Origin of the sequence: Caulobacter mirabilis, assembly GCF_002749615.1 — a bacterium.
In the GTDB taxonomy this organism is placed as follows: Bacteria; Pseudomonadota; Alphaproteobacteria; order Caulobacterales; family Caulobacteraceae; genus Caulobacter; species Caulobacter mirabilis.
In genome coordinates this window covers 877,501-903,444 of the sequence record NZ_CP024201.1, presented here as the reverse complement: position 1 = coordinate 903,444, position 25,944 = coordinate 877,501, and the positions used below count along the sequence as shown (strand labels likewise).

17 protein-coding genes are annotated in these 25,944 nt (G+C 67.3%); 10 read left to right on the top strand and 7 right to left on the bottom strand.

Annotation, left to right across the window (positions count from 1 at the left end):
* The first annotated feature begins 55 nt into the window (after positions 1 to 55).
* Entirely contained in the window at positions 56 to 682 is a 627-nt protein-coding gene (locus CSW64_RS04355; protein ID WP_150131325.1) for a hypothetical protein, read from the top strand.
* Entirely contained in the window at positions 679 to 2,442 is a 1,764-nt protein-coding gene (locus tag CSW64_RS04350; RefSeq protein WP_099620954.1) for an SIR2 family protein, read from the top strand. Before CSW64_RS04355 ends, CSW64_RS04350 begins: the two co-directional genes overlap by 4 nt.
* A gap of 51 nt (positions 2,443 to 2,493) precedes the next feature.
* Here CSW64_RS04350 and CSW64_RS04345 read toward each other — a convergent pair whose 3' ends face one another.
* Entirely contained in the window at positions 2,494 to 3,597 is a 1,104-nt protein-coding gene (locus tag CSW64_RS04345; protein ID WP_172448453.1) for a DUF4238 domain-containing protein, read from the bottom strand.
* A 194-nt stretch (positions 3,598 to 3,791) separates the two neighbouring features.
* Between CSW64_RS04345 and CSW64_RS04340 the strand changes: the two genes are divergently transcribed.
* Positions 3,792 to 4,901 (top strand): restriction endonuclease, encoded by a 1,110-nt coding sequence (locus CSW64_RS04340; RefSeq protein ID WP_150131324.1) that lies wholly within the window; start codon positions 3,792 to 3,794, stop codon positions 4,899 to 4,901.
* 37 nt (positions 4,902 to 4,938) lie between these two features.
* On the opposite strand, the gene CSW64_RS04335 is transcribed toward CSW64_RS04340, so the two are convergent.
* The 5 genes from CSW64_RS04335 to CSW64_RS04315 all read right to left on the bottom strand — a co-directional run bounded on the left by CSW64_RS04335 (position 4,939) and on the right by CSW64_RS04315 (position 10,948).
* Positions 4,939 to 5,925, bottom strand: a complete 987-nt coding sequence (locus CSW64_RS04335) for a hypothetical protein (protein ID WP_099620951.1) — start codon at positions 5,923 to 5,925, stop codon at positions 4,939 to 4,941.
* A gap of 412 nt (positions 5,926 to 6,337) precedes the next feature.
* A complete protein-coding gene (locus CSW64_RS04330; RefSeq protein WP_150131323.1) occupies positions 6,338 to 7,207 on the bottom strand; it encodes an alpha/beta fold hydrolase in 870 nt (289 codons plus the stop codon).
* 7 nt (positions 7,208 to 7,214) lie between these two features.
* Positions 7,215 to 7,826, bottom strand: a complete 612-nt coding sequence (locus CSW64_RS04325) for a TetR/AcrR family transcriptional regulator (protein WP_099620950.1) — start codon at positions 7,824 to 7,826, stop codon at positions 7,215 to 7,217.
* Positions 7,827 to 7,961: 135 nt separating this feature from the next.
* The gene (gene cueR, locus CSW64_RS04320; RefSeq protein ID WP_099620949.1) at positions 7,962 to 8,360 is read right to left on the bottom strand and encodes a Cu(I)-responsive transcriptional regulator; all 399 of its coding nucleotides are present in this window, start codon (positions 8,358 to 8,360) and stop codon (positions 7,962 to 7,964) included.
* Positions 8,361 to 8,413: 53 nt separating this feature from the next.
* Complete coding sequence (locus CSW64_RS04315) at positions 8,414 to 10,948, bottom strand: heavy metal translocating P-type ATPase (protein ID WP_099620948.1); 2,535 nt, start codon at positions 10,946 to 10,948, stop codon at positions 8,414 to 8,416.
* A gap of 324 nt (positions 10,949 to 11,272) precedes the next feature.
* Here CSW64_RS04315 and CSW64_RS04310 point away from each other — a divergent pair, with 324 nt between their 5' ends.
* The 7 genes from CSW64_RS04310 to CSW64_RS04280 all read left to right on the top strand — a co-directional run bounded on the left by CSW64_RS04310 (position 11,273) and on the right by CSW64_RS04280 (position 25,215).
* Positions 11,273 to 12,445, top strand: coding sequence for an efflux RND transporter periplasmic adaptor subunit (locus CSW64_RS04310; protein WP_099620947.1), 1,173 nt, complete (start codon positions 11,273 to 11,275; stop codon positions 12,443 to 12,445).
* Positions 12,442 to 15,618, top strand: a complete 3,177-nt coding sequence (locus CSW64_RS04305) for an efflux RND transporter permease subunit (RefSeq protein ID WP_099620946.1) — start codon at positions 12,442 to 12,444, stop codon at positions 15,616 to 15,618. The genes CSW64_RS04310 and CSW64_RS04305 overlap by 4 nt, the downstream gene beginning before the upstream one ends.
* Positions 15,618 to 17,102: an efflux transporter outer membrane subunit gene (locus CSW64_RS04300; protein WP_099620945.1), complete on the top strand. Its 1,485-nt coding sequence runs from the start codon at positions 15,618 to 15,620 to the stop codon at positions 17,100 to 17,102. The genes CSW64_RS04305 and CSW64_RS04300 overlap by 1 nt, the downstream gene beginning before the upstream one ends.
* 87 nt (positions 17,103 to 17,189) lie before the next feature.
* On the top strand, positions 17,190 to 20,177 hold the full coding sequence (locus CSW64_RS04295) for a TonB-dependent receptor domain-containing protein (protein WP_099620944.1): 2,988 nt from the start codon (positions 17,190 to 17,192) through the stop codon (positions 20,175 to 20,177).
* Positions 20,178 to 20,211: 34 nt separating this feature from the next.
* A complete protein-coding gene (locus tag CSW64_RS04290; RefSeq protein WP_099620943.1) occupies positions 20,212 to 21,012 on the top strand; it encodes a DUF4198 domain-containing protein in 801 nt (266 codons plus the stop codon).
* Positions 21,013 to 21,161: 149 nt separating this feature from the next.
* Entirely contained in the window at positions 21,162 to 23,561 is a 2,400-nt protein-coding gene (locus tag CSW64_RS04285) for a penicillin acylase family protein (RefSeq protein ID WP_216361229.1), read from the top strand.
* Between the two features lie 70 nt (positions 23,562 to 23,631).
* On the top strand, positions 23,632 to 25,215 hold the full coding sequence (locus tag CSW64_RS04280; RefSeq protein ID WP_099620941.1) for a Na+/H+ antiporter: 1,584 nt from the start codon (positions 23,632 to 23,634) through the stop codon (positions 25,213 to 25,215).
* 9 nt (positions 25,216 to 25,224) lie between these two features.
* Here the strand turns inward: CSW64_RS04280 and CSW64_RS04275 are convergent, their stop codons facing one another.
* Positions 25,225 to 25,821, bottom strand: coding sequence for a TetR/AcrR family transcriptional regulator (locus tag CSW64_RS04275; RefSeq protein ID WP_099620940.1), 597 nt, complete (start codon positions 25,819 to 25,821; stop codon positions 25,225 to 25,227).
* Positions 25,822 to 25,944: the final 123 nt, after the last annotated feature.

Here is a 25,944-nt window from a genome sequence, read left to right as displayed (position 1 = left end):
CAGTATTGAACTGCTCTTAGCATCGCCTAGGTAGTCGGAAAACGAGAGCTGCAGCATGTCCGCTTCGCTTCCTGATATTGATGTCGCTGTATCTGGCAGCCCAAGAGACTTCCTCGATATGATGGCGGAGATTGGCCGTAGGTCGGGACGGTTCGATGTCGAGCGCCGCACCATCGGTCGAGGGACAACTCAGATCGATGGGGCGAACTTTCGCCTTCGCGAAGCAAGCCCCCACCAAGACCTTGGGTTTCAGCTTCTCGCCCATGGCGCCGCCCTTGGGCGGGTTACGGTGGAGGTTAGAGCCCAACGATGGCGTCCTGACCCACCGAGCCGCGCGGTCTACATCGAGGCAGCTCGCTCGTTGATCACTCCGCTCTTGAAGGAATTCAACCGTGACCACGGCAAACGGATTCGGCTGCGTATCGAGTCTGAACGCGCGGCTGCATTCCAAATGACCGCTCGGACTGAAATTCTCCTCGACCGATTTGTCGGTTGCGCCAACAAGTCGTCCCTGCATCCGCTCGACTGGAACCGTTTCTACGAACTGATCCTGGAGGGGCGTCAGGAGATACCGTTCGAGGATCTGCGCGCGCAGTTAGGAGACAAAGGCTTCACTGCCGCAAAGGCCGACCAGCTTGCGGAGCTCTATAGACACCTTTGGGCCTTCAAGAGACTACGATGATCGACCCAGTTACCTCACTTGCATTCTCCATGGTGGAGAACAGAGGTGTGTTCGCGCTGCTACTCGGCAGCGGAGTGTCACGCGCCGCTGGCATCCCCACTGGCTGGGAGGTGATCCTTGAGCTCACTCGCAGGGTGGCGGCGGCAGAACTGGGATCGCCGCCGGACGATCCGGCGGATTGGTACCGCGAAGCCATTGGCGGTGAACCTGACTATGGCGTCCTGTTGGACAAGTTGACCACGTCGCCCGACGAGCGGCGGGCAATCCTGCATCGGTTCATCGAGCCCACAACGGATGAACTTGCTCAAGGGTTGAAGACGCCGACTAGGGCGCACCGTGCAATAGCCCGCCTAGTCCGAGATGGCTTCGTCCGGGTGATCGTCACCACGAACTTCGACCGTCTGACCGAGAATGCGCTGCGCGAAGAGGGAGTGGAGCCAACCGTCGTAAGCACCGAGGACGGCGTTCTTGGCATGACTCCGTTGATTCACACTCGGTGCCTCGTCGTGAAGGTCCACGGTGACTACCTCGACACTCGCATTCGTAACACCAACGCAGAACTCGCTACGTATCCGAGCTCATTGAACACGCTGCTTGATCGTATCTGGGACGAGCATGGTCTGGTGACTTGCGGATGGTCCGGCGAGTGGGACGTGGCACTTCGAGACGCCATCAGTCGTGCGCCAAGCCGCCGTTACGCCACGGTTTGGGCCAGCCGCGCGGAACCAATAGGGCTGTCAGCCGATCTGCTCAACCAGCGCGGGGGGCGCTGGGCGAAGATTGCTGATGCGGACAGCTTTTTCGAAGAGCTTCAGCGAAAGGTCGAGATACAGGCACGTCTGTCACGTCCCCATCCGCTCAGCCTTGATCTGTTAGCAGCGACGGCCAAGCGGTACCTCGCCAATCCGGAACAGCGCGTTAGCCTCGGTGAACTAGTGAATGAAGAGGCTCGCCGCGCCTATGCCAGGATCGATTCTGCCGACATCTCCGGCCAGACCCAACAATTGCCGGACAAAGCCGCAGAGTTTCAGCGACGTATCGAGAGTTTTGAGGCGGCCGCCGAACCGCTTGTCCGTGTCTTCTGGGCAATGGGTCGTTGGGGCGATGACACCGAGAGCGGACTTGCTCGCGACCTCATGGTCGAGTGGACGACGCACTCCTCCGCCAGCGGCCTCGTCCTCTGGAACGCGTTGAGAAGCTATCCCGCCGTGCTGCTCTGGTACGCCTACGGCCTTGGCCTGGTGCGAGCGGGGCGCTTTGCGCGCCTCTATACTTGGCTGACACAGACATTTCGCAACAAGTACGACGACAAGGAGCTTCCTGCGATCAGACACCTCTTCCTTCAGGAGTGGGAGGGATCTCGGGAAGGCGCTTGGGCCAAGGTTGGCAACCTCGAAGGCCACGACATTTTCAGCGACTATCTTCGCCAGCGTTTCGGGGTGAGTTTGGCGCAGGAGTTCATGTCGATTGTCGAATTCGACCGCATTTTTGAACGGTTCGAATTGCTAGCCGCAGTCGCTCACGCCGGCGCGACTTACAGCAAGGTCGACCTCGCGGCGAAGGCCGATCAACTTATGCATACGCCGACTGGTCGGCTCAGTCGTGATGGAATTGGAGCCCCGGAAGCGCTCAGCTCGCTGACACGGACCGACCTTGCTGAGCAGGTGGTGCGTGGCGGCTTCGCTGGCGGAGACCCAGAATTCTACAACCTGATCCTAACTGCACTGCGCCGCGAAACCGGCTGGCCACGCTTCCGATGAAGCCCACATTGACTTGGCGGGAATGGCCAGGTTGCGCTCCTCCAATATCGATCAGAGGCGAACCTTTCGATAGCCGTGCCCTGTGACGAAACCGGCTTCAATGCAGTGACGGCGTGTGTAGCCCGCACGCGTACCGTTGTAGTAGGCTTTGCCGTCGCGACGGTACTGCAGAAACGAAGGCCAAGCTGCCGGTCGCGGACGAACGCCGATGATGTGTACGAGGGTTTCTTCGCCAATCTCAAGTTCGGCATGAGGTTTCACCGCGTAGCGCGTACCCCAATCGGTCGTTCGATCCTTGACGGCGTAGTAGACTTCCTGGCGGCTCGCGGGGCGTCGAGGGATGACGTCCTCCATCGCTGACAGCACCGCGCTCCTGCTTTCCCAATCCTGAAAGTACAGGTTAGCGAAGCTGTTTAGGATCTGATGTTCGTTGAGCGCTGCGACATCCATGGGAGCGTGGACATCGATCCAGCCGCCGCGATGAGCGACGGTGTAGATGTCGCCGTCATAGAGCACGGCGTGGACCTGGGGGGACAGGGGCATCAAGAAGAGCGTCCCCGCGTGCCGAGCTCCAAAGGCAAGGCCCTGGGTACGTCGGCTCTGGAGGTACCAGCGGTTTGTTAGGATAGCCGGGTCGTCCGAGGTGATGAAGGGGATCTGGGTATTGTTGCGGACCATGCACACCTTCAAGTCGTCGACTATTCGCATAAGGCCCGCGTACTCGTGCATTGCGGCTTTGACGGCGATGCGGATCGCCTCCCGATCAGTGACCGGCCGGCCTTCAAGCTCGACGCCGGGGATATCAGTCATCGCGTGCGTCATGGCTGCGGCGCGGCGCGAGGCGGCCTCTGTGCGGCAGAATTGCAAGAGAATGAACCGTCGCAGAACTGACTGATCAAGTCGGCGAATTTCACCGCCGGCGAGGAGGTGTCGAACGCTGGCGGCGTAGCCCTGCTCGACCATTTGGATCGCCGCTTCGAGTTGCGGGTCATCGCCGTAGAAGTAGTCGCCAGAGCACTGCGATCGGACAGGGACGTCGCTGATTGCCCGACGACGATCGAGGTTAACGACCTGAATCTGCTTGCCGCCGCCGTCTCGAGTGAACGGACGGAAGTGGCAGCGCGGAACGAAATGCTGGTTCTTGTTATCAGCCAAGACGGAAACGCTGCATTGGAGGCGAGCAATGCGTGGTTTCGCAAGCGGGGATGCGGATCTTGTGCCTAGATGGCTCGCGCCATGGCCGATGTCTCTGCTTGGTATTCATGCCCGCATTTGCCCGTTAGGGTTTGGCCAGTGCTTAGACGCGATTTGTTCAAAAACCGGGGACTAGGTTGGAATCAGGGCCGAGCTTGGAGCAGCCGCTAGAAATTCCTGTTTTTATTGGGCGCAACAGAGAATGGGAATGGTTAGCGGAGCGAGCACATCGCGGGCCGAGCAGGCCCATCATTGTCCATGGTCCCCCTGGCATCGGCAAGTCGGCGCTTCTCCACTACTTCGCGGCGTCAGTTCGCAGCTATCCGCGTCCTTGGGTTTGGACGCTGCCGGATGATCCGACTGAAGCAAGGCTCTTCGTTCAAGCGGGCTTGGCAGAGCTGAGAGCAGAAAAAGAGCCCCCGAGGATCATCGGGATCGACAACGCCGACGCCTTCGCTCCAGCGACTATCCTTGAGATGACGAAGCAGATTCAGAATCTGAAGCGCATCGAGGCCGTGGTCTTCACGAGACGCGAGCCTCTAGAGCGTGAGCTCGCTCGTGACCAACTTGCACTTGGCCCGCTTACTATGGAGGAGGGGCGCGAGTTTGTGCGCCATGGCCTTCACATCGATTTTCCTGCCGACGAACTGCCACAGGTGCTGGCGGCCGCCAACGGCAATCCTAGTGCGCTTGCCCTTCTTCATCACCTCACACAAGGCAAGAGCTACGACGAGATCAAGCAGCTCATTCGAGGCCGTCTTTACGGGATGGACGAGGGGCTAATCGTCCCGGACAAGCAACTCATCGTCGCGGCAAAGCCGCGCATCATTACGGCGAATGAAATCCTCATCGAGAAACTGCGTAAAGAGCCCGCCGGCCTTTACGATCTCGACCCGCGCAAGTTCGAGGAACTGATCGCTGACCTGATGGAGGACATGGGTTATGAGGTCGAGTTGACGCCTCGATCCAACGATGGCGGCAAAGATATTCTGGCCTCTCGGGATACCGAGCACGGAAAGATGCTTTGTCTAGTTGAAGCCAAGCGCTACAGCATCGACAATCCAATTGAAGTTGGTCTGGTCCGCCAACTCTACGGCACGCTCTGCGACTTCAACGCGTCGAGCGCAATGCTCGTCACAACGTCACGGTTCACTCGCGGGGCAGCTGAGTTCCAGCAACGGAATCAGTACCGCTTGGCTCTCAAAGACTATGGCAATGTGGTTCAGTGGTTGAGCGGCTATCGCAAGGGGCGAAGACGAAAGTGATGCATGTGCGTGAGCCTCGCCTCGGAGACGAGGGGATCTAACGCGGCAGGCTGATGATGAAACGCCAGATGCGCTCGTCGAGGACGTTCTCGGCGCTGTCGCGGTCTTCACCAGTCTCGAGCATTTCGATCAGATCGAGGTTGGACAGCACCAGGATCAGCTTGCCGCTCTCACGCATCGCGCCTTGCGCCGCGCGCATGCATCCCGCGTCGCCGCCCTTGCGGGCGATCAGGAAACACACTGTCCGCAGGGCACCCGCGAACAAGTAGCGCTCAGTCGAATAGATCTGATCAGCGGTGATCGGCGCACTGTAGTTCTTGCACTCGAAGAGGAGCGCCTTGGTTCGGAAATCTGCCCGCAGACTGTCCCAGAAGGGGCGGCCGGGTGCGATCCGGCAGATGAAGTCGTAGCGATTGCCGCCGTCGGTCGTTTCGGCCTGCCGCTCGAACCCGAACAGGTCGGGGTCGAAGAGGAACGTGAAGACCCGCATGCACAGCCGTTCAAAGTCGGCCGGGGTGAGGACGGCGGCGCCGTTGTCATGGTTCCGCAGCTCAGTGATCAGCGACGCCCGCGCCTGGTTGCGTTCGGCGACTTGCCGTGACGGGGCCTCGGGTGGCTCGACAGGGGTCTCGGCGACGGGTGTCGGTGGCAGACCGGCCGCAGCCTGAGCCTCCAACTCCTGGAGGCTGTAAACAAAGGCGTCGGTCTGGTGGCGCGCCCAATTGCGCGTCGCCAAGGACATGTCCCCGGCCACTACGACGATCGGGGTCCCAGTCCAGATGTCGGCGCCGCGGAGGGTGGAAAGGCGCACGATCGTCTGGCGGAGCTGGTCGCTTTTGATCGTGTTGGAAACGCCCACCACTTCTACCGGCGTGCGTGTTCCGTGTCGCTCCAGCACCAGATCGACCGTGAGGGGGCCAACCATAACCTGCTCATGGACGACGTAGCCTAGCCGGCGAAAGGCGTCGGCCACGCGTTGCTCGGCGGCGAACCCGCTCTGCGTCGCTACGCCCCCTGAGGTCATTCTATTATCCTGTGTCATGGGCCGGGAGGCCTCCCGGAATCGCAACCCATGGTAAAGCTCGGGCGGAACGTGACTAGTACGACTTGCGATGCGAATCGCTTCCAATTTGGACGGTGGCTTACCGTTCTTGACCGCCTACCCGGAACCTCAATCAATAGGGGTGGAGATCGGTCAGGCAGGCGGAAGATTGTTCACACGGTTGACCACAGAACGTCCAATCCCCGGCGACGAGCCAACGCAGCTATTGGCGCAAAGCGGCAGTCTCTGCCCGAACTGACTAGCTGGCGTAGTCTATAGCGCCATGGCGTAGGAGTAGTTCTCCGCACCTACCGACTCAGCGCGCCATTCTTCTCCTGCTTTCCAAGAGAACTAGACCCGCCAGATCGCGGGCCTCGCCGCGACCGGCGACCTGCTATGGGGTTGCGAGGAAGCGCTCGACGATCTCGGGCAGCAGCGGGTCGACGGCCAGCGTGTAGTGGGTGGCGTTCGGCACGATCGCGAGCTGGTTCGCGGGGCGCAGAGAGCCGTCGATCCCGGCGTCGCGCTGGCCGCCTCCCAACGCTTTCCAGAACTCGACCATGTGCTCAGGCCGGACGCAGTCGGCGTCGGCGAAGACCAGCAAGGTGCGCGCCTGGACCCTGGCGACGTCGGCGCTCCAGTCAAAGGGGCGCTTGGTCAGGTCGCCGACCTTGGCGAAGAGGCTCGTCCAATCGACATCGGGATAGGCCTGCCCGAGCGGCGACGCCTTTACGCCGGGGCCGATCGCGGCGGCGTTGGCCTCCAGTTGATTGAAGGCCGCCACCACCTCCGGATAGGCGCCGTCCTGCCTCATCCTTCCGGCCACGAGTACGAGCCGGTCGACCACGTCCGGGTGACGGATGACGGTCTGGAGCGCGACGCCGGCGCCCAGCGAATAGCCCATGACGTCGGCCCTTCCGAGATTCAGATGGCCGATCACAGCGGCGACGTCGTCGCCCAGCGTCTCGGCGCGCAGGGGCCTGTCGGTGTCCGGCGTACGCCCATGCGCCTGGAGATGGACGGCGATCACCTGCCGCCCCTTGGCCAGCGCCGCCAGATTGCCCCCGAAACTGTCCGGATTGACGCCCCCATGCAGGAGAACCAGCGGCTTGCCGGCGCCGTGCACGCTGTAGAAGACATGCTGGCCGTTGATGTCGGCGAAGTTCACATTCGGCATGCCGAGGGTCTCCTGGGCTTGAACGGGAAGGGTCGCGGTCAGCGCCGCGGTCGCGGCGGCGGTCTTCAGGAACCTGCGCCTGAGCATATCGGCCTCACGCCGCGCTGATGGGGCGGCTGAAAAGCAGCGTCAGATACTGTTTGAGGTGATCCAGGCATTGGGCGGCCAGTGCGGGGTCGCCGCCGGCCTTCGAGATCACGAACGCGCCCTGGATGATCGCCTGCATGAAGAGGGCCAGCCCTTCGGGCCCGTGCGGCAAGGCGACGTCGCCGTCCGCTTGGGCCTGGGCGATATCGGGCTCGAGCGTGTGGGCGTGGCTGCGAATATGATCGCCGCAGGCCGCGGCGAGGGCCGGACGGGTGACATAGGTTTCCTGCGCGATCATGCCGAAGAGGCAGGTGAAATCCGGGAGACCGCCCTGCATCATCGTCTGACGCTGGTCGACATAGGCCAGCAGCCGGTCCCTGGGATCCGCAGGCTCATGATAGGCGGCGCCCGCGAAGAGCTCCGTCGCCCGATCGGCGAAACGGGCGGCGGCGGCGGCGCCCAGCGCCTCCTTGTCGCTCACATAGTGAAACACGGCGCCCTTGGTCAGCCCGGTAGCCTGACAGACGTCGTTGATGCTCGTCGCCTCATAACCCTTGGTCAGGATCAACCTGACCGCAGCGTCGAGGATGCGTCCTTGCGTTCCGTCGTCTCGAACCATGTCGTCGCTCCTTACAAGCGACATACCAACCGGTCGGTATTTGGCCAATCCTAGATTTCGTCGCGCGTTGATCTCGCTTCTTGCTCATGTCCGCCGGCTTCGCCGTGGCGCCGGACGCCGCGCCACGGCCGCTGGTCAGCGCGCCAGGTCCCTCCCGGACAGCCCTTCGATGATCGGACAGTCCGGACGGTCGTCGCCATGGCAGTTGCGGACCAGATGGCGCAGCGTGTCGCGAAGCTCGGTCAGCTCGGCGAGCTTGCGGTCGATTTCCACCAGCTTGATGTTGGCGATCGCCTTCACGTCGGCGCTCTCGCGATCCTTGTCGCTGTAGAGCGACAGCAGCTGACGGCACTCCTCCACGGAGAACCCCAGGCTGCGCGAGCGCTGCAGGAAGCGCAGGCGATGCACGTCCGCCATCGAGTAGTCGCGGTAGCCGTTGCTGGCGCGGTCGGCCTGCAACAGGCCGATGTCCTCGTAGTAGCGGATGGTCTTGGCCGGCAGGCCCGACTTTTCCGCTGCGGCTCCAATGTTCATGTCGCGGTCTCCGCTCGTCGTCGGTCAGGAATTGGGTTCCAGCGTCTGGAAGGTCAACGGCGCGGCCAGTGGCCGGTCGCCGGGGCCGGAAGGCCGCCGGCGGCCTCGCGCGCCAGCGCCCTGAAGCGCTTAAGCCGCATCGCGTTGCCCAGGACGAAGACGCTGGACAGCGCCATGGCGCCGGCCGCCAGCATCGGCGACAGCAGCGTCCCGCTGATCGGATAGAGCACGCCCGCCGCCACCGGGATCAGGCTGGCGTTATAGGCGAAAGCCCAGAACAGGTTCTGGCGGATGTTGGCGATGGTCGCCTTGGACAGCGCGATGGCGTTGCTCACGCCGAGCAGGTCGCCGGACATCAGCACCACGTCGGCGCTTTCGATGGCCACGTCCGTGCCGGTGCCGATGGCGAGGCCGACGTCGGCCTCGGCCAGGGCCGGCGCGTCGTTGATGCCGTCGCCGACGAAGGCCACCGCGCGGCCGCCCTGACGCAGGCGCTTGACCGCCTCGACCTTGCCGTCGGGAAGCACCTCGGCGACGACCTCGTCGATGCCCAGCTGGTCGGCGATGGCCTGCGCCGTGCGACGGTTGTCGCCGGTGATCATCGCGACCTTGAGGCCCATCTCGTGCAGGGCGCGGATCGCTTGCGGGGTGGACGGCTTGATCGGGTCGGACACGGCGATGATCGCCGCCAGCCGGCCGTCGATCGCGGCGTAGAGCGGCGTCTTGGCCATGCCCCCCATCCGGACGGCGGTCTCGGCGAAGGCCTGCACCTCGACGCCCAGCTGGGCCATGTAGCGATCGGCGCCGACCGCGACGCGACGTCCCGCGACCAAGGCGGTGACGCCGAACCCTGGGATCGCGTCGAAGGCCTGCGCCGCGTCGATGGGAAGGCCCTCGCCCTCGGCGGCGGCGACGATCGCCGCGGCGACGGGATGCTCGGACTGGGTCTCGACGGCGGCGACCATCGCCAGGACCTGGGCGCGATCGAAGCCCTTGGCGATCTCCAGGTCCGTCATGACCGGCTTGCCCGCGGTCAGGGTGCCGGTCTTGTCCAGCGCGACCACCTGGGTCGACTTCAGCGACTGCAGCGCCTCGCCGTTGCGGAACAGGACGCCCAGCTCGGCGGCGCGTCCGACGCCCACCATGATCGAGGTCGGCGTCGCCAGGCCCATGGCGCACGGGCAGGCGATGATGAGGACGGCCACGGCGTTGACCAGGGCGAAGGCGGCGGCGGGCTGCGGGCCGAAGACCAGCCACACCAGGAAGGTCGCGGCGGCGGCGACCATGACCGCCGGCACGAACCAGGCCGTGACCTTGTCGACCAGCGCCTGGATCGGCAGCTTCGAACCCTGGGCGGTCTCGACCATGCGGATGATCTGGGCGAGCAGGGTGTCGGCCCCGACCTTGGTGGCGCGGTAGGTGAAGCTGCCGGTCTTGTTGATCGTGCCGCCGATCACCTCGGCGCCTTCGCCCTTCGCGACCGGGATCGGCTCGCCCGAGATCATCGCCTCGTCGACGAAGGACGAGCCGGACAGCACCAGGCCGTCGACAGGGATCTTGTCGCCGGGACGCACCTGGACGACATCGCCGGCGACGACGTCCTCGAGCGGCGTGTCGACGAAGACGCCGTTCCGCTCGACCCTGGCCGACTTGGCCTGCAGGCCTACCAGCCGCTTGATCGCCTCGCTGGTGCGGCCCTTGGCCTTCGCCTCCAGCATGCGGCCCAGCAGGATCAGGGTGATGATGACGGCCGAGGCCTCGAAGTAGACGTTGGCCGTTCCGGACGGAAACACGCCGGGAGCGAAGACGGCGACCACCGAATAGGCCCAGGCCGCGGTCGAGCCGAGCACGACCAGCGAATTCATGTCGGGCGCCAGGCGCAGCAGGGCCGGCACGCCCTTGCGGTAGAACCGAAGGCCGGGGCCGAACTGCACGATCGTCGCCAGCACGAAGAAGGCGAGATACAGCGGCTGCTGGCCGACGGTCATCACCAGCCAATGGTGCAGAGCCGGAATGGCATGTGAGCCCATCTCCAGCACGAAGATCGGCAGCGTCAGGCTGCCGGCTACGGCCAGGTCACGCTTCAGATGGGACATCTCGCGGTCGCGGGCCGCCTCGCGGCTGTCCGTTGCTGCGGCGGCGTCCTGGCGATGGCGCGGCGTGTAGCCGGCCTTACGGATCGCCGCGTCGATCGCCGCCCGCGGCGCGGCGCCGGCCAGGGTCTCGATCGTCGCCCGTTCGGTGGCGAGGTTGACGGAGGCCTTGAGCACGCCCGGAACCGCCGCGATGGCGAGCTCCACCCGGCGCACGCAGGAAGCGCAGGTCATGCCCTCGATCTCGACGTCCGTCGTCTCGGCGGGAACCTCGTAGCCGGCGCCTTCGATCGCCGAGATCACCGCGGCGGGATCGCCCTGCGCGTCAAAAGTCACGTCGGCGGTCTCGGTCGCCAGATTGACGGTCGCGGCCGCCACGCCCGGCGCCTTGCCGATGGCGAGCTCGACGCGGCGCACGCAGGAGGCGCAGGTCATGCCGGCGATCGGGAAGCTCTGTCGGCCGGCGACGCCGGCAGGAGTCAGGGGAGCGTTCATGGAACTGGGTCTCTCGTGATCGTTCGGCCAGAGCTCTAAGGCTTCCAGTTCCTGGAAGGTCAATGGGCGTGATTTCGATTTCTGTGTCCAACCCAAATCCGGAAGCCTGCGGACGACCCGGCGGCCGTCCGGCGGAGTTCATGGTCGCGCGCGAGGGCGCGGCGATAGCCGCCAGCGTCAGGCCGCCGCCTCGAGCGCGCCTGCGGGTCGACCCCGAAAAAACGGGCTTGACCTTCCGAGCGGTGGAAACCGCACGAACGGAAACGAGATCCGCTCCCGCTCCAGAAATGGCGGTTCCCGTCGGGGCCGCGAAAGGCAGAATTGATGACAGCAAACCGCCTGGCGTTGGTCGCCGCGGCGACCGGCGCCGTGCTCGCCGTCGCCGGATGCAAGTCGCCTGCGCCCGCCGGCGCGGCCACGCCTCCGCCGACCGTTCCCGTGGCCCAGGTCCTGATGCGGCCGACCACGCCCTTTGCCGAATTCACGGGATCCCTCACCGCGACACGGCAGGTCGAGCTGCGGCCGCGCGTCTCCGGCTACATCCAGAACGTCAGCGTGCCCGAGGGACAGTTCGTCCCGAAAGGCCGTACTCTGTTCGCCATCGATCCGCGGGCGTTTCAAGCCTCGCTCGACGCCGCCTCGGCCCGCCTGCGTGAGAGCGAGGCCGGCTTGGCGCTGGCCCGGGCCGAGCACGCCCGCGCCGAGCAGCTGTTCGCCCAGAAGGTCATCGCGCGCGAGCGCCTGGACACGGCGATCGCCACGCTTGAAACCCGCAAGGCCCAGGTCGCCGCCGCCCGGGCCGCCGTGAACGCCGCCCAGCTGGATCTGAGCTTCACGCGGGTCGCCGCGCCGATCAGCGGCCGCGTCGGCCAGATGCTCGTCAACGAGGGCGCCTATGTCGCCGACGGCGCCACGCCGCTGACGACGATCGTCTCGATCGACCCGCTGTATGTCTACTTCGACGTCGACGAGCGCACCTACCTGCGCTCGCTCGCGGCGATGCGCGCCCAGGCGGGCCGCAGCAGCGAAGCGGCCCCGAAGGTCATGGTCGCGCTGGCTGACGACGCCGACTACCTGCGGCCGGGACGGGTCGACTTCCTGTCAAACACCGCAGATCGCGGCACGGGAACGGTCCGCATCCGCGCCGCCATCGACAACCCGGACGGCGCGCTGACGCCGGGCCTGTTCGCCAAGGTCAGGCTCGAGACCGGCGCCGCGCAGCCAAGGATCCTGGTCTCCGACCAGTCGATCGGAACCGACCAGGGCCGCCGCTACGTGCTCATTGTCGGCGCGGACGACAGGACGGAATACCGGCCCGTGGACCTCGGCCCGGTGGTCGGCGGCCTGCGCATCGTCGAGCAGGGCCTACGTCCGGGAGAGCGGATCGTCGTCAAGGGCCTGGTGCGGCCCGGCATGCAGGTCACCCCGCAGCCGGTCGCCATCGACGGCTCGCCCCTGAAGCCGGCGGCGAAGGCCGGCGAAGGAGTCCGCCCATGAGCTTTCCGCGCTTCTTCATCGACCGGCCGATCTTCGCGATCGTGCTTTCGGTCCTGATCGTGATCGGCGGCGGGGTCGCCTTCTTCCGCCTGCCGCTCAGCGAATATCCGGCCGTGACGCCGCCGACCGTACAGGTCACGGCGGCCTATCCCGGCGCCAATCCCAAGGTCATCGCCGAGACGGTGGCCGCGCCGCTCGAACAGGCGATCAACGGCGTGGAGGGCATGCTCTACATGTCCTCGCAGTCGGCCACTGACGGCCGGATGATCCTGACCGTCACCTTCGCCCAGGGCACGGACGCGGACATCGCGCAGATCCAGGTGCAGAACCGCGTCTCGCGGGCGTTGCCGCGGCTGCCCGACGAGGTGCAGCGACAGGGCGTGGTGACGCAGAAGACCTCGCCCGACGTCCTGATGGTCGTCCACCTGCTGTCGCCGGACAAACGCTACGACCCGCTGTACATCTCCAACTACGCCTACCTCCAGGTTCGCGACGAGCTCGCCCGCATCCCCGGGATCAGCGACGTCCTCGTCTGGGGTGCGGGCGAATACAGCATGAGGCTGTGGCTGGACCCGGACCTCATCGCCGCGAGGGGGCTCACCGCCGGCGAGGTGATCGCCGCCGTCCGGGAGCAGAACGTCCAGGTGGCGGCCGGCTCCGTCGGCCAGGCGCCCGACGCCACCGCGGCGTTCCAGGTGACGGTGAACACGCTCGGGCGGCTGACGGACGAGGCGCAGTTCGGCGACATCGTCATCAAGGCGGGCGAAGCGGGCCAGGTGACACGCCTGCGCGACGTCGCTCGTATCGAGATGGGGGCGGACGCCTACGCGCTGCGAAGCCTGCTCGACGGCGAACCGGCGGTGGCGCTCCAGATCATCCAGAGCCCCGGCGCCAACGCGCTCGATGTCTCCAAGGCGGTGCGCGAGACGATGAGCCGCCTCGAAGGCGGGTTCCCGGAGGGGCTGACCTCGCGCATCGCCTACGATCCGACCCTGTTCGTCCGGGCGTCGCTCGAAGCCGTGGCGACGACCCTGCTGGAAGCCATCGTCCTCGTCGTGATCGTGGTGGTGCTGTTCCTGCGCAGCTGGCGGGCCTCGATCATCCCCCTGGTGGCCGTGCCGGTGTCGCTGATCGGGACCTTCGCCATCATGCATCTGATGGGGTTCTCGCTGAACACCCTGTCGCTGTTCGGCCTGGTCCTGTCGATCGGCATCGTCGTCGACGACGCGATCGTGGTCGTCGAGAACGTCGAGCGACACATCGAGGACGGCAAGGCGCCGGCCGAGGCCGCGCGACTGGCGATGGACGAGGTCACCGGCCCGATCATCGCGATCACCTCCGTGCTGGCCGCCGTCTTCATTCCGACCGCCTTCCTCAGCGGCCTCCAGGGCGAGTTCTATCGCCAGTTCGCCTTGACCATCGCCATCTCGACGATCCTGTCGGCGGTCAGCTCGCTGACCCTCAGTCCGGCGATGGCCAGCCTGCTGCTCAGGCCGCGCAAGATCCGGCCCCACCTGGACCCACGAAGCCTGCGGGGGCGCCTCGACCCGATCTTCGGCGCGCTCGGCCGGCCGTTCCGGCGGACGCCGGAAGCCTACGGCGGCGCGGTTCGCAAGATCGTCGGCGTCGGCGGCGTGGCGGTTCTGATCTACGTCGGGTTCCTCGGCCTCACCTTCCTCGGATTCAAAGTCGTTCCGCCCGGCTTCGTGCCGATGCAGGACAAGTACTACCTGGTGGGGATCGCCCAGCTGCCGAACTCGGCCTCGCTCGACCGCACGGAGGCTGTGGTGAAGCAGATGTCCAAGATCGCGCTCGCGGAAACCGGCGTCGAAAGCGTCGTCGCCTTCCCGGGCCTCTCGATCAACGGCTTCGTCAACGTGCCGAACGCCGCGGTGATGTTCGTCATGCTCGACCCGTTCGAGGACCGCACGTCGCCCGACCTCGCGGCGACCGCCATCGCCGGTCGCCTGCAGGGAAAGTTCGCGACCATCCCCGACGGCTTCCTCGGCGTCTTTCCGCCGCCGCCGGTCCCGGGGCTCGGCGCGACGGGCGGGTTCAAGATGCAGGTCGAGGATCGCGGCGGCCACGGCCTCGAAGCCCTGGCGCAGCAGACCCAGGCGCTCATGGCGAGGGCGACCGAGTCCGGACAGGCGGGCGGGCTGATGACCAGCTTCGACGTCAATGCGCCGCAGCTTGAGGTCTCGGTCGACCGCACCAAGGCCAAGGCCCAGGCCGTGAGCCTTTCCAGCGTCTTCGAAGCGCTGCAGGTCTATCTCGGCTCGCTCTATGTCAACGACTTCAACCGCTTCGGCCGCACCTACAAGGTGACGGCCCAGGCCGAGGCCGAGCATCGCATGCAGGCCGAGGCCATCGGCCGGCTGCAGGTGAGGAACGCCGCCGGCGACATGCTGCCCCTGTCCGCCCTGGTCTCGGTCACGCCGAGCTCCGGGCCGGATCGCGTCATCCGCTACAACGGCTATCCTTCAGCCGACATCTCGGGAGGGCCAGCGCCGGGCGTCAGTTCCGGCCAGGCGGTCGCGGCGATGGAGCGCCTGGCCGCCGAAACCCTGCCGGAAGGCATGGCCTTCGAGTGGACGGATCTCACCTACCAGCAGAAGCTCGCGGGAGCCTCGGCGCTGTTCATCTTCCCGCTCTGTGTGCTGCTCGCCTATCTGATCCTCGCCGCCCAGTACAACAGCTGGTCGCTGCCCCTGGCGGTCCTCCTGATCGTGCCGATGTGTCTGTTCAGCGCGATCGCGGGCGTATGGCTGACCGGCGGCGACAACAACGTCTTCGTGCAGATCGGCCTGGTCGTGCTTGTAGGACTGGCGGCCAAGAACGCCATCCTGATCGTCGAGTTCGCCCGCACCCGGGAAGCCGAGGGACTGTCTCCGCTCGATGCGGTCGTGGAGGCCTGCCGTCTTCGACTGCGTCCGATCCTGATGACCTCGCTGGCCTTCATCGCCGGGGTCGTTCCGCTGGCGCTGGCCGCCGGCGCGGGGGCCGAAATGCGCCAGGCCATGGGGGTCGCGGTCTTCGCCGGCATGCTCGGCGTGACGCTCTTCGGCCTCTTCCTGACCCCGGTCTTCTACGTGCTCATGCGCCGGCTGACGGTCCGTTTCAAACGCAGGACGCCGCGACCGGAGTCGCGCATCGGGGAGATCACGCTGTGATGCGCCTGTCGCCTTCATCTCTCCCGGTTCTGGGCGTCGTCCTGTTGCTTGGCGGCTGTGTCGCGGTCGGACCGGACTATTCGCCGCCGCCGATGGCGACGCCGACGAGCTTCGGCGAAGCCCCATCGGGCGTGAGCCCGGACGCCGTCGAAGCGACCTGGTGGCGCGCCTTCGACGAGCCGATGCTGGATGGGCTGATCCGACGGGCGCTCGCCGCCAACCTGGACGTCGGGATCGCCGCCGCGCGCGTCGAAGAGGCTCGCGCCCTGCTCCGCGAAACCCGCCGCGACGGCCTGGCCTCCGGCGGCGTCGCGGCAAGCCATGAGCGGCGTCGGCGCAGCCAGAGCGAGAGATCCGCCGGCGGCCCGGCGGAGATCGAGACCTATCGCGGCGTGGTCGACGCGTCCTGGGAGATCGATCTGTTCGGGCGGGTGCGGCGGTCGACCGAGGCTGCAACGGCGGAGGTCGGTTCGCGCGAGGCGCTGTTGCGCGGCGTGCAGGCCAGCGTCGCCGCGGAGGTCGCGGCGGTCTGGTTCGAGCTGCGCGGCGCCGAGGCGGAGCTCGCGATGGTCGGCGAGATCAGCGCCAGCCAGCGCCAGAGCCTGCAGGTGACAGAACGCCTGCAGGCCGCGGGCGCGGCGACGGCGTTCGACCGCCTGCGGGCTGAAACGCTCCTGCGCGACGTCGAGGCGGCCGCGCCCGAACTGGAGCGCCGCCGCGCCGCCGCCGCCAATGCGCTGGCGGTCCTGGTCGGCGAAACCCCGCAAGCGTTCAGGCCGCCCCTCGCGGCGCCGTCCCGCGAAGCCCTGACGGTCCAAACGATCGCCGTCGGCAATCCCGGCGAGCTTCTGGCGCGGCGCCAGGATATCGCGGCCGCCGAACGGCGTCTCGCGGCCGCGACCGCGCGGATCGGGGCGGCGACGGCCGACCTCTATCCGCGGATCGAGGTTCAGGGATCCATAGGACTGCTGGCGGGAAGCCTTGATGCAATCGACGGCCCGGGTGCGGACTCCTGGTTCATCAGCCCGATCCTCCGCTGGGCGCTTCTGGATTCAGGTCGCGTGCGCGCCCGGATCGCGGCCAGCGAGGCCCGCGCGAGGGAAGCGCTGATCGCCTATGATCGCACCGTGCTGCTCGCGCTTCGGGAGACCGACGACGCCTTCAAGGCCTACGGCGCGGCGAGCATGATACTTCGGTCGCGCCTTCAGGAAGCCGCCGCGAGCCGGGAGGCCGCGCGCCTGGCCCGCCTCCGGTTCGCGGGCGGCGAAGGCGACTATCTCGACGTGCTCGACGCCGAACGATCCGACTTCGCCAGCCAGCGCTCGCTCGCCGTCGCCCGCACCGACCAGCGGCTCGCCGTCGTCAGCATCTACAAGGCGCTCGGCGGCGGCTGGGAGGTCTGCGCCCAGCGAGACGGCGGTTGCATGGGCGACGTCGAGCCCCCCAGGAGGCCGGCCGGTCGCGATCCGAAAAGATTCCCATGATCTGAGGGCGGATCAGTATCCCCGCGTACACGAGCTTAGGGGGGCCAGGAAAACTCGGCCCATAACATAAGCTCATGGAACAGCATCTTGGCCGACGCCGCATACCGACGCCGACTACTCGGCTCGTCGTTCATCGCCAGTCTGGCGACATTCGCTTCCGCTAGTCTGATCGCCGCGCCCGCGGCCGCACTGACCCAGGAGACCGCCGCGCCACAGGACCGAGGCGAACACGCCCAGGTCGAGGAAGTCGTCATCACCGGGTCGCGCATCGCCCGGAAGGACTATGTCGCCAACAGCCCGATCGTCACGGTCACCCAGGAGGACTTCCAGGCGACGGGTTCGATCAACATCGAGAGCCTGATCAACGACCTGCCGCAGTTCACGGCGGCGGGGAACGCGGCCTCGAACAGTCCGAACACGGCCGGCCAGGCCAACGTGCAGCTGCGCGGTCTCGGCGCCATCCGCACCCTGGTCCTGCTGAATGGCCGCCGGGTCGTTCCGTCGAACGCGTCGTCGGTCGTCGATCTGAACCTGCTGCCCACGCCGCTGATCGCGAACATCGAGACGATCACGGGCGGCGCCTCGTCGACCTATGGTTCGGACGCGGTGGCCGGGGTCCTGAACTTCCTGGTGAACGACAAGTTCGAAGGCGTTCAGCTGGACCTGCAGTACGGCCAGTCCGATCGCGGCGACGCGGCGACCACGGCGGTCAGTCTGACGATGGGCGGCGACATCGCCGACGGTCGCGGCCGGGCGGTCCTGTCGCTCAGCTATTCGGAACGGGACAGCGTCTACAACGCGGCGCGCCGGCCGTTGGCGATCTCGGGTTTCGCGGGCACCTCGCCGCTGGGTTCAACGGTCTTCGACGCGACCAACCTGCCGACCGCGGCGGCCGTCTCAGCGGCCGTTCCAGGGGCGGCCCGGGGCAACACCTTCGGCTTCAACAACGACGGCACCCTCTTCGCCTACCAGGGCGCGCGCGACTACGTCAGTCCAGGCGGCCTCGACTACGAAGGCTTCCGGACGCCCGGCCCGCTGCAGCAGACCGACTTCGCCTACAATACGGGCGAGCTGAACTACATGATCATCCCGCAGACCCGGTACAACATGTACGGGGCGGCCAGCTACGAGATCAATCCGGCGGTCGAAGTCTACGCCGACGTCATGTTCTCGCAGTACGAGAGCGGCAACTCGCTGGCCTCCAATCCGGCCACCGGACCGAACACCGGCTTCCGCGTGCCGTCGACCAACCCCTTCATCCCCGCCGAACTGCGGGCGGTGCTGGACTCGCGCCCGGATCCGGCGGGCTCGTTCCGCCTGGACAAGCGCTTCAACATGCTGGGCGCGCGCCAACAGCTGGAGCGCTACAACGTCTATCAGATCACCACGGGCGTCCGCGGCGACCTGGGTCTCCGCGACTGGACCTATGACGCCTACCTCGCCTACGGCCGGGTGGACAACGGCACCACCTACACCGGCTATCTGTCCCGGTCGGCCGTCCAGCGCCTGCTCGACGCCAGCGACGGCGGCGCCTCGACCTGCGCCGGGGGCTTCAACCCGTTCGGCGAAACCAAGCTCAGCGCCTCCTGCATCAGCTACATCAGCCGGGTCGCCCGGAACACGACGGTCACCGACCAGCGCGTCCTCGAGGCGAACCTGCAAGGCGGCGCCTTCACCCTGCCGGCCGGGGAGGTCCGCGTCGCGCTCGGCGGCTCCTATCGCGAGCAGAATTACAGGTTCGAGCCCGACACTCTGCTGACGAGCACCTTCACCCTGAACGGGGTCACGGGTCCGGAACTGGCGGGCGCCGCCGGCCAGCCGCTCTCCGGCGCCGACAAGGTCTATGAAGGCTACGGCGAGGTCCTGATCCCGCTCGCCCGCGACCTGCCCTTCGTGCGCAACCTGGAGACCAACCTCGGCTACCGCGTCTCGAGCTACGACTCGATCGGCCGCGTGAGCTCGTACAAGGTCGATGCGAACTGGGAGGTCGTGGACGGCCTGCGGGTCCGCGGCGGCGTCCAGCGGGCCGTCCGGGCGCCGTCGATCGGCGAACTGTTCGGACCGCGGAACCTGGCCTTCCCGTCCATCGGCGTACCGGTGTCCTCGACCGGCGTGCGCCAGTTCTCGGGCGATCCGTGCGACATCCGCGGCGCCTATCGCGCGCCGGGCGCCGCCGGTGCGGAGGGCGTTCGGGCCCTGTGCCTGGCGCAGAGCGTGCCCAATCAGGTGATCGACGCCTACACCTTCTCCAACTCGCAGGTCGTCGGCGTCACCGGCGGCAATCCCGACCTGCAGGAGGAGACCGCCGACTCCTTCACCGTCGGCGTCTCCTGGCAGTCGCGGTTCTCGAACCCCTGGCTGAGCCACCTGTCGGGGTCGATCGACTACTACGACATCACCATCGAGCAGGTCGTCGGCACGGTCTCGGTCACGGAACAGCTGCGCCGTTGCTACAATCAGGACGGCGTCTCGAACCCGAAGTACGACCCGAACAACTTCTTCTGCCAGCTGTTCAGCCGGGATCCGAATTCGGGCCAGATCACCAATACGCTCGAGACCAACGCCAACCTGGGCACGCTCGAAACCACGGGGATCGACTTCCAGGTCGACTGGCGCCTGAACCTGGCGGACATCGGCGCGCCGGACTGGGGCGCGCTGGCCTTCAACATGACCGGCGCCAAGCTCCTGAAATGGCAGCGCCAGGACATCCCCGGCGGCCCCTTCACCGACCGCAAAGGCACGATCTCGAACGCCTTCGGCCTGACCCTGCCGGAGTGGAAGCTGCTGACGTCCGCGAACTGGATCCACGGCCCGCTGAACCTCGGCGTGCGGTGGCGCTACCAGGGCGCGGTCGAGAACTTCAACAACCGCGCCCAGACCATCGACGCGATCCACTACTTCGACGCCAGCGGGTCCTGGAAGGTCAACGAGGTCCTGTCGCTTCGCGCCGGGGTGAACAACCTGACCGACGAAGCGCCGCCGATCTACACGCCCGCGATCGCCTCCAACACCGACCCATCCACCTACGACCTGATCGGTCGCCGCTACTACGTCGGGCTGACCGCCAAGTTCTAAGCCGACCGCTCTTCACAGGATCAGGACCATCAAAATGAACCGCAAACTCTCTCCGTTCTTGGGCAAGACGCAGGCGTTCCTGGCCGGCGTCGGCCTGGCGGCCATGGTCGCCTCCAGCGCCTCGGCGCACGACTTCTTCATCCTGCCGAGCGCGTTCACGACAGCTCCGCACCAATCCCTGCCGGTGGACGTGACCATCGCCAGCAAGTTCCCCGAACCGGAGATCGCCGTTGCGGCCGAGCGCATCGCCGAACTGCAGGTCTCCGGAACCCCGCAGGCGGTGTTCAAGGCCGACGGCCCCGGCCCCAAGTCCATGAAGGCGCACTTCATGGGCCATGCGCCGGGCCTGGCCGTTCTCTCGGCGCGCGCGGTAACGCGGGAGGTCGAGTATCCGGAAGCCCGGATCCATGGCCTCCTGGAGGAATACCAGGTCAGCCCCGAGGCCGCGAAGGCGGTCGAGGCGATGCCGAAGCCGCGCGTGCTGAAGGCGTTTTCGACCCGCTTCGCCAAGGCCTTCGTCTGTGTCGAGCGCTGCGACGGTGGAAGCGATCCGACGCAGGCGCTGGGCCATAGACTGGAGTTCGTCGCGGCGAAGGGCTCGGCGAAGACCTTCGTCCTGCTCGCGGGCGGCGCGCCGCTCGCCGACTATCCGGCGGTCGTCGTCGGCCGGGACGGCGTCCGCCATCGGGTCCGCACGTCCGCCGAGGGCAGGCTTGAGCTTCCCGCCGGCCTGGTCGGACCGGTGATGCTGTTCGCCTCGACGATGCAGCCGCCGGCGGACGCAGGCGGACGCTTCAAGCTCGATCTCGCCTCGCTCACGCTGAGCGGACGCTAGGGTCCATCCAGCCATCAATGGGTCGTCCGTGCTTCAGTCCTCCTCGGGACCGAAGCACGGCGATCCTCCGCTCACGGCGCAAAACAGGCTTTCGATCTGCGCCCGACGACGCGACTATGGCGGCCTTCAGCGTTGAGTGGGGGTGCGTCGTGCGACTGAAATTCCAACCGGACGGCGGACGGGTCTCGAAGCGGCGTTCGCGGCGGGCCTCCCGCCTCGTCCTGGCCGGCGTCGCCGCCCTGACCGCCACGTCCGCCCTCGCCGCCCCGAGCCGGGAGACGCACAGCGTCGCCGGCCTGGCCGCGCCGGCCGAGATCCGCATCGACCGCTGGGGCATCCCGCACATCTACGCCGCCAGCGTCCGCGACGCCTTCTTCCTGCAGGGCTACAACGTCGCGCGCGACCGGCTGTGGCAGGTCGACCTCTGGCGAAAGCGCGGCCTGGGCCTGCTGGCCAGGGACTTCGGCCCGGCCTACGCCGCCCAGGATCGCGCCGCGCGGCTGTTCCTCTACCGGGGCGACATGGCCGCCGAATGGAACGCCTATGGTCCGGGCGCGAAGGATAATACGGAGGCCTTCGTCGCCGGCCTTAACGCCTATATCGCCGAGGTCCGCGCCGGCCGGCGGCCGCTGCCGACTGAATTCCGGATCGCCGGAACGACTCCTGACCTCTGGGCGGCCGAGGACGTGGTCCGGATCCGCAGCCATGGCCTGACCCGCAACGTCGCCAACGAAGTCGGGCGCGCCAGGATCGCCTGCGCCGCCGGGCTGGAAGCGGCGCGCCTCTACCGGGACATCGAGCCGAAGTGGGAGACCAAGGTCCCGGCCGGCCTCGACCCCTGCGCCGTGCCCGCCGACGTTCTGGCCGACTATCAACTGGCCACCAGCGGCGTGAAGTTCTCCGGACCGCCGGCCCAGACCGCCATGCTGGAGATCCCGCCCGACGCCATCGGCTCCAACAACTGGACCGTGGCGGGGTCGCGGACCGCCACCGGGCGGCCGATCCTGGCCAACGATCCGCACCGCGAGCACGGCGCGCCGTCGCTGCGCTACATCGTCCATATGGAGGCCCCGGGCTTCTCGGTGATCGGCGCCGGCGAGCCGGCCCTGCCGGGGGTCTCGATCGGCCACAACGGAACCATCGCCTTCGGCCTGACCATCTTCCCGGCCGACCAGGAGGACCTCTACGTCTACGAGACCCGCGGCGACGCCTACCGCTACAAGGACGGCTGGGAGCCGATGCGAACCGTCGTCGAGGAGATCGCGGTCAAGGGCGAGGCCCAGCCTCGCAAGGTGGAGCTCAAGTTCACCCGCCATGGACCGGTGGTGAAGGTCGACAAGGACCGCGCTTTCGCCGTCCGCAGCGTCTGGAGCGAGCCGGGGACGTCGGCCTACTTCGGCTCGATGGGCTACATGACCGCCAAGACCTGGCCGGCGTTCAAGGACGCCTTGTCCAACTGGGGGGCGCCGTCCGAGAACCAGGTCTACGCCGATACGAAGGGCGAGATCGGCTGGGTTGCGGCCGGCAAGGTCCCCAAGCGACCGGGCTGGGACGGGCTGCTGCCGGTCCCCGGCGACGGGCGGTACGAGTGGACCGGCTTCCTGACCATCGACGAGCTGCCCAGCGCCCACAATCCGAAGGGCGGCTGGTTCGCCTCGGCCAACCAGTTCAACCTGCCCGACGGCTATCCCTACGCCGAGCGCAAGGTGGGGTTCGAATGGGCCAATGACGCGCGCATGGCGCGGATCACCGAGGTCCTAGCCGCCAAGGACAAGCTGACCCTGGCCGACGCCATGGCCCTGCAGACCGACACCACCAACGTCACCGCCCGGCGGATGGTCGCGCTGCTGGCGCCGATCCAGGCCGACGAGCCGAAGCTGGCGGCGGCGCTCGCCCTGCTGCGCGGCTGGGACCATCGCACAGAGGCGGACAGCGCCGGCGCGGCCCTCTACGAGGTCTGGGTCGGCAACTTCCTGGGCCCCGCGACGGTGGTCCGGGCGACGCCGCAGGCCGTCCGCGAGGTGGTGGCGCGCGGCGACACCGCCGCGGTGATGGACCTGCTGGAACACCCGGACTCGACCCTGCCGGTCCAGGCCCGTGACGAAGTGCTGCGCCAGAGCCTGGTCGCGGCCTACGACGATGTCGCGCGACGACTGGGCTCCGATCCCAAGGCCTGGGCCTGGGGCAAGCTCCACCAGGCGCACTTCGAGCACGCCCTGTCCCCGCTCGCCCCGGCGGCCGAGCGCGAGGCGCTGTCGGCGGGTCCGGCGCCCCTGTCGGGAACCGGCCTCTCCCCGCAGGCCGCGGGGTGGCGTCCCGACACCTTCCGCGTCGTCTCCGGCGCGTCGTTCCGGATGGTCCTGGACGTCGGGGCCTGGGACAACAGCGTGACCATCAACACGCCCGGCCAGTCAGGCGACCCGGCCAGTCCTCACTTCCGCGATCTCTTCCCGCTGTGGGCCAAGGGCGAGTTCGTGCCGCTCAGCTATTCGCGTCCGGCGGTGGAGGCCGTGACGGAGCGCATCCTGACGCTGACGCCCGGACGCTAGACGACCCCGGTTGATTTCCGCCCCTGAGCGCTAGCACCATCCCGGAGCGAAACTCACGGGGGCCGCCCTGATGCATGGCGTCGACACGTTCGAGCTCATTCTCGCCCTCCTGGCGTTGGTGATCGGCCTCTACTGGCTGGCCCTGAAGCTGAAACTTCCGCCTTCCGCCGCGCTGCTGGTGGGCGGCGGGGCCCTGGCCTTCGCGCCGGGCCTGCCGGCCATCTCGCTCGATCCGGAGCTGGCGCTGGTGCTGTTCCTGCCGCCCCTGCTGATGGATGGCGCCTACTTCACGGCGCTCGGACGATTTCGGCAGCATCTGGCGGGCATCCTGTCCCTGGCGGTCGGCGCGGTGGTGTTCACGACCCTGGTCGTCGGGCTGGTCGTGCACTGGATTCTGCCGCAGCTGCCCCTGGCCGCCTGCTTCGCCCTGGGCGCCATCGTCTCGCCGCCGGACGCCGTGTCGGCGCGGGCCGTCCTGAAGGGCGTCAGCCTGCCCCGCCGGCTCACGGCGCTGCTCGAAGGCGAGAGCCTGCTCAACGACGCTACCGGACTGATCCTCGTCCGGTTCGCCGTCGCCGCCACCCTGAGCGGCGTCTTCCATGCCGGCGACGCGGTTACGAGCTTCGGGATCGTGGCGATCGGCGGCGTGGCGGTCGGCGTGGCCGTCGGCCTCGCCTGGTCCTTCGCCGTGCGCTACCTGCGCGACCGAATGCTGATCGTGGTCGCCACGACGGCGCTGGGCTGGGCGGCCTATCTCGCCGGCGAAGCCGTCCATGTATCGGGCGTGATCTCGACGGTCGCGGCCGGCCTGGTCATGGGCTGGAACCAGCACACGCTCCTCTCCGCGGATGTCCGCCTCCTCGGCGGCTCGGTCTGGCGGATCACGGTCTTCGTGCTGGAGGCGCTGGTGTTCATCCTGATCGGCTTCTCCCTGCGCGGAGTCATCGATCGGATCGGCGGCATCGAGGCCATTCCGCCGCCCATGGTCTACGCGGTGATCGGCGTCGTGCTCGCCCTGACGCTCGCCCGTTTCGTCTGGGTCTTCGGATCGGAAGCCATCCTGAAGATCGCCCATCGCGCCGGCCTGAAGACGGCCCGGCCGCTGGGCTGGCGGCAGTCGACCATCCTCGGCTGGGCCGGCATGCGGGGCGTGGTCACCGTGGCGGTGCCGCTGACCCTGCCGCTGGATACGCCGGGCCGCGACCTGATGCTGGTCTGCGCCTTCACCGTCGTCTTCGTGACGGTCGTGGCGCAGGGCTCCAGCCTGGGCTGGCTGGTGCGCCGGGTCCGGCCCGTCGACACCGACCCGCCCGCGCGCATGGACATGCCCGCGGCCGAGGCCGCGATGGCCCGCGCCCGAATGGAGGTCGTCGAGAAGCTGGCCTATGGCGAGGACGGCGAACTGATCCATCCCATGCTCCTGGAAGAGCATCGGCGAAGGGTGGAGTACGTCGAGCGCTACGCCCAGGACGCGGCGGCCGCCATGGAGAAGCTCCGACCCCACTTCGACATCCTCCTGGCCGCGATCGCCGGGAGCCGCGAGGAGCTGATCCGGCTGCATCGGGCCGGCCATATCGAGGACGAGGTGCTCCACGAGCTGGAGCGCGACCTCGACGTCGAGGAGATGGGCATCACCTTCCAGCGGGGCGAATAGCCTCCAGCCCTAGCCCGCCTTCAGGAACCCCCGGATCATCTGCTCCAGGGGCGGCAACAGCGTTTCGGGGTCCGCGGCCGGGTCGAAGGCGAAACGAGCGACCGCGCCGTCGGCCAGGGCGGTCAGCCAGAGCGCCGCCATCCTGGCGTCGAGGTCAGCCCGGACCTGGCCGCGTCGCGCCGCCGTCGCCAGAGCCGTTTCCAGGGCGTCGAGGATCTCGGCGTCTGTCCGGCGGTAGAGCGCGCCGATCGCCGGGTCGCGCCCGGCCTCGGCAAGGATCTCGGCGGCGATCCGCGCGTAGCCGGGTTCGGCCGCCCGGCGCAGGGTCTCCCCGGCCAGCCTGACGACCGAGGCCACGACGTCTTCACCACGACCAACGCCTGACGCCAGAGCGACGAGCTCCTGCCGGTCGCGCTCGATGATCGCGCGGACGATCTCGTCCTTGCCCTTGAAGTAGCGGTAGAGCGTCCCCGGACTCATCTCCACGGCGGCGCAGATCTCGGCCATCCCCGTGGCGTGGAAGCCGCTCTCGGCGAACCGCGCCTGCGCGGCCTCCAGGATGAAGGCGCGCTTGGCCTCCCGCTTGGCTTGATCGGCCGTCCTCACGAACCGGCTCCCGTCGGCGCGTCCAGCGCCTTCCTGACACCGTCAGTAGCTTGACGCCCCCCGCATCGTCAAATACGAGAGCGAATGATCGTTCGCATTTAGAGATCGTGCGAAGGAACCCCG

Coding starts and splice junctions, on each gene's coding strand:
- CSW64_RS04280 (WP_099620941.1), top strand. CDS start 23,632: ATGCATGGCGTCGACACGTTCGAGCTCATTCTCGCCCTCCTGGCGTTG.
- CSW64_RS04300 (WP_099620945.1), top strand. CDS start 15,618: ATGCGCCTGTCGCCTTCATCTCTCCCGGTTCTGGGCGTCGTCCTGTTG.
- CSW64_RS04350 (WP_099620954.1), top strand. CDS start 679: ATGATCGACCCAGTTACCTCACTTGCATTCTCCATGGTGGAGAACAGA.
- cueR (WP_099620949.1), bottom strand. CDS start 8,360: ATGAACATTGGAGCCGCAGCGGAAAAGTCGGGCCTGCCGGCCAAGACC.
- CSW64_RS04335 (WP_099620951.1), bottom strand. CDS start 5,925: ATGACCTCAGGGGGCGTAGCGACGCAGAGCGGGTTCGCCGCCGAGCAA.
- CSW64_RS04290 (WP_099620943.1), top strand. CDS start 20,212: ATGAACCGCAAACTCTCTCCGTTCTTGGGCAAGACGCAGGCGTTCCTG.
- CSW64_RS04305 (WP_099620946.1), top strand. CDS start 12,442: ATGAGCTTTCCGCGCTTCTTCATCGACCGGCCGATCTTCGCGATCGTG.
- CSW64_RS04325 (WP_099620950.1), bottom strand. CDS start 7,826: ATGGTTCGAGACGACGGAACGCAAGGACGCATCCTCGACGCTGCGGTC.
- CSW64_RS04315 (WP_099620948.1), bottom strand. CDS start 10,948: ATGAACGCTCCCCTGACTCCTGCCGGCGTCGCCGGCCGACAGAGCTTC.
- CSW64_RS04355 (WP_150131325.1), top strand. CDS start 56: ATGTCCGCTTCGCTTCCTGATATTGATGTCGCTGTATCTGGCAGCCCA.
- CSW64_RS04330 (WP_150131323.1), bottom strand. CDS start 7,207: ATGCTCAGGCGCAGGTTCCTGAAGACCGCCGCCGCGACCGCGGCGCTG.
- CSW64_RS04310 (WP_099620947.1), top strand. CDS start 11,273: ATGACAGCAAACCGCCTGGCGTTGGTCGCCGCGGCGACCGGCGCCGTG.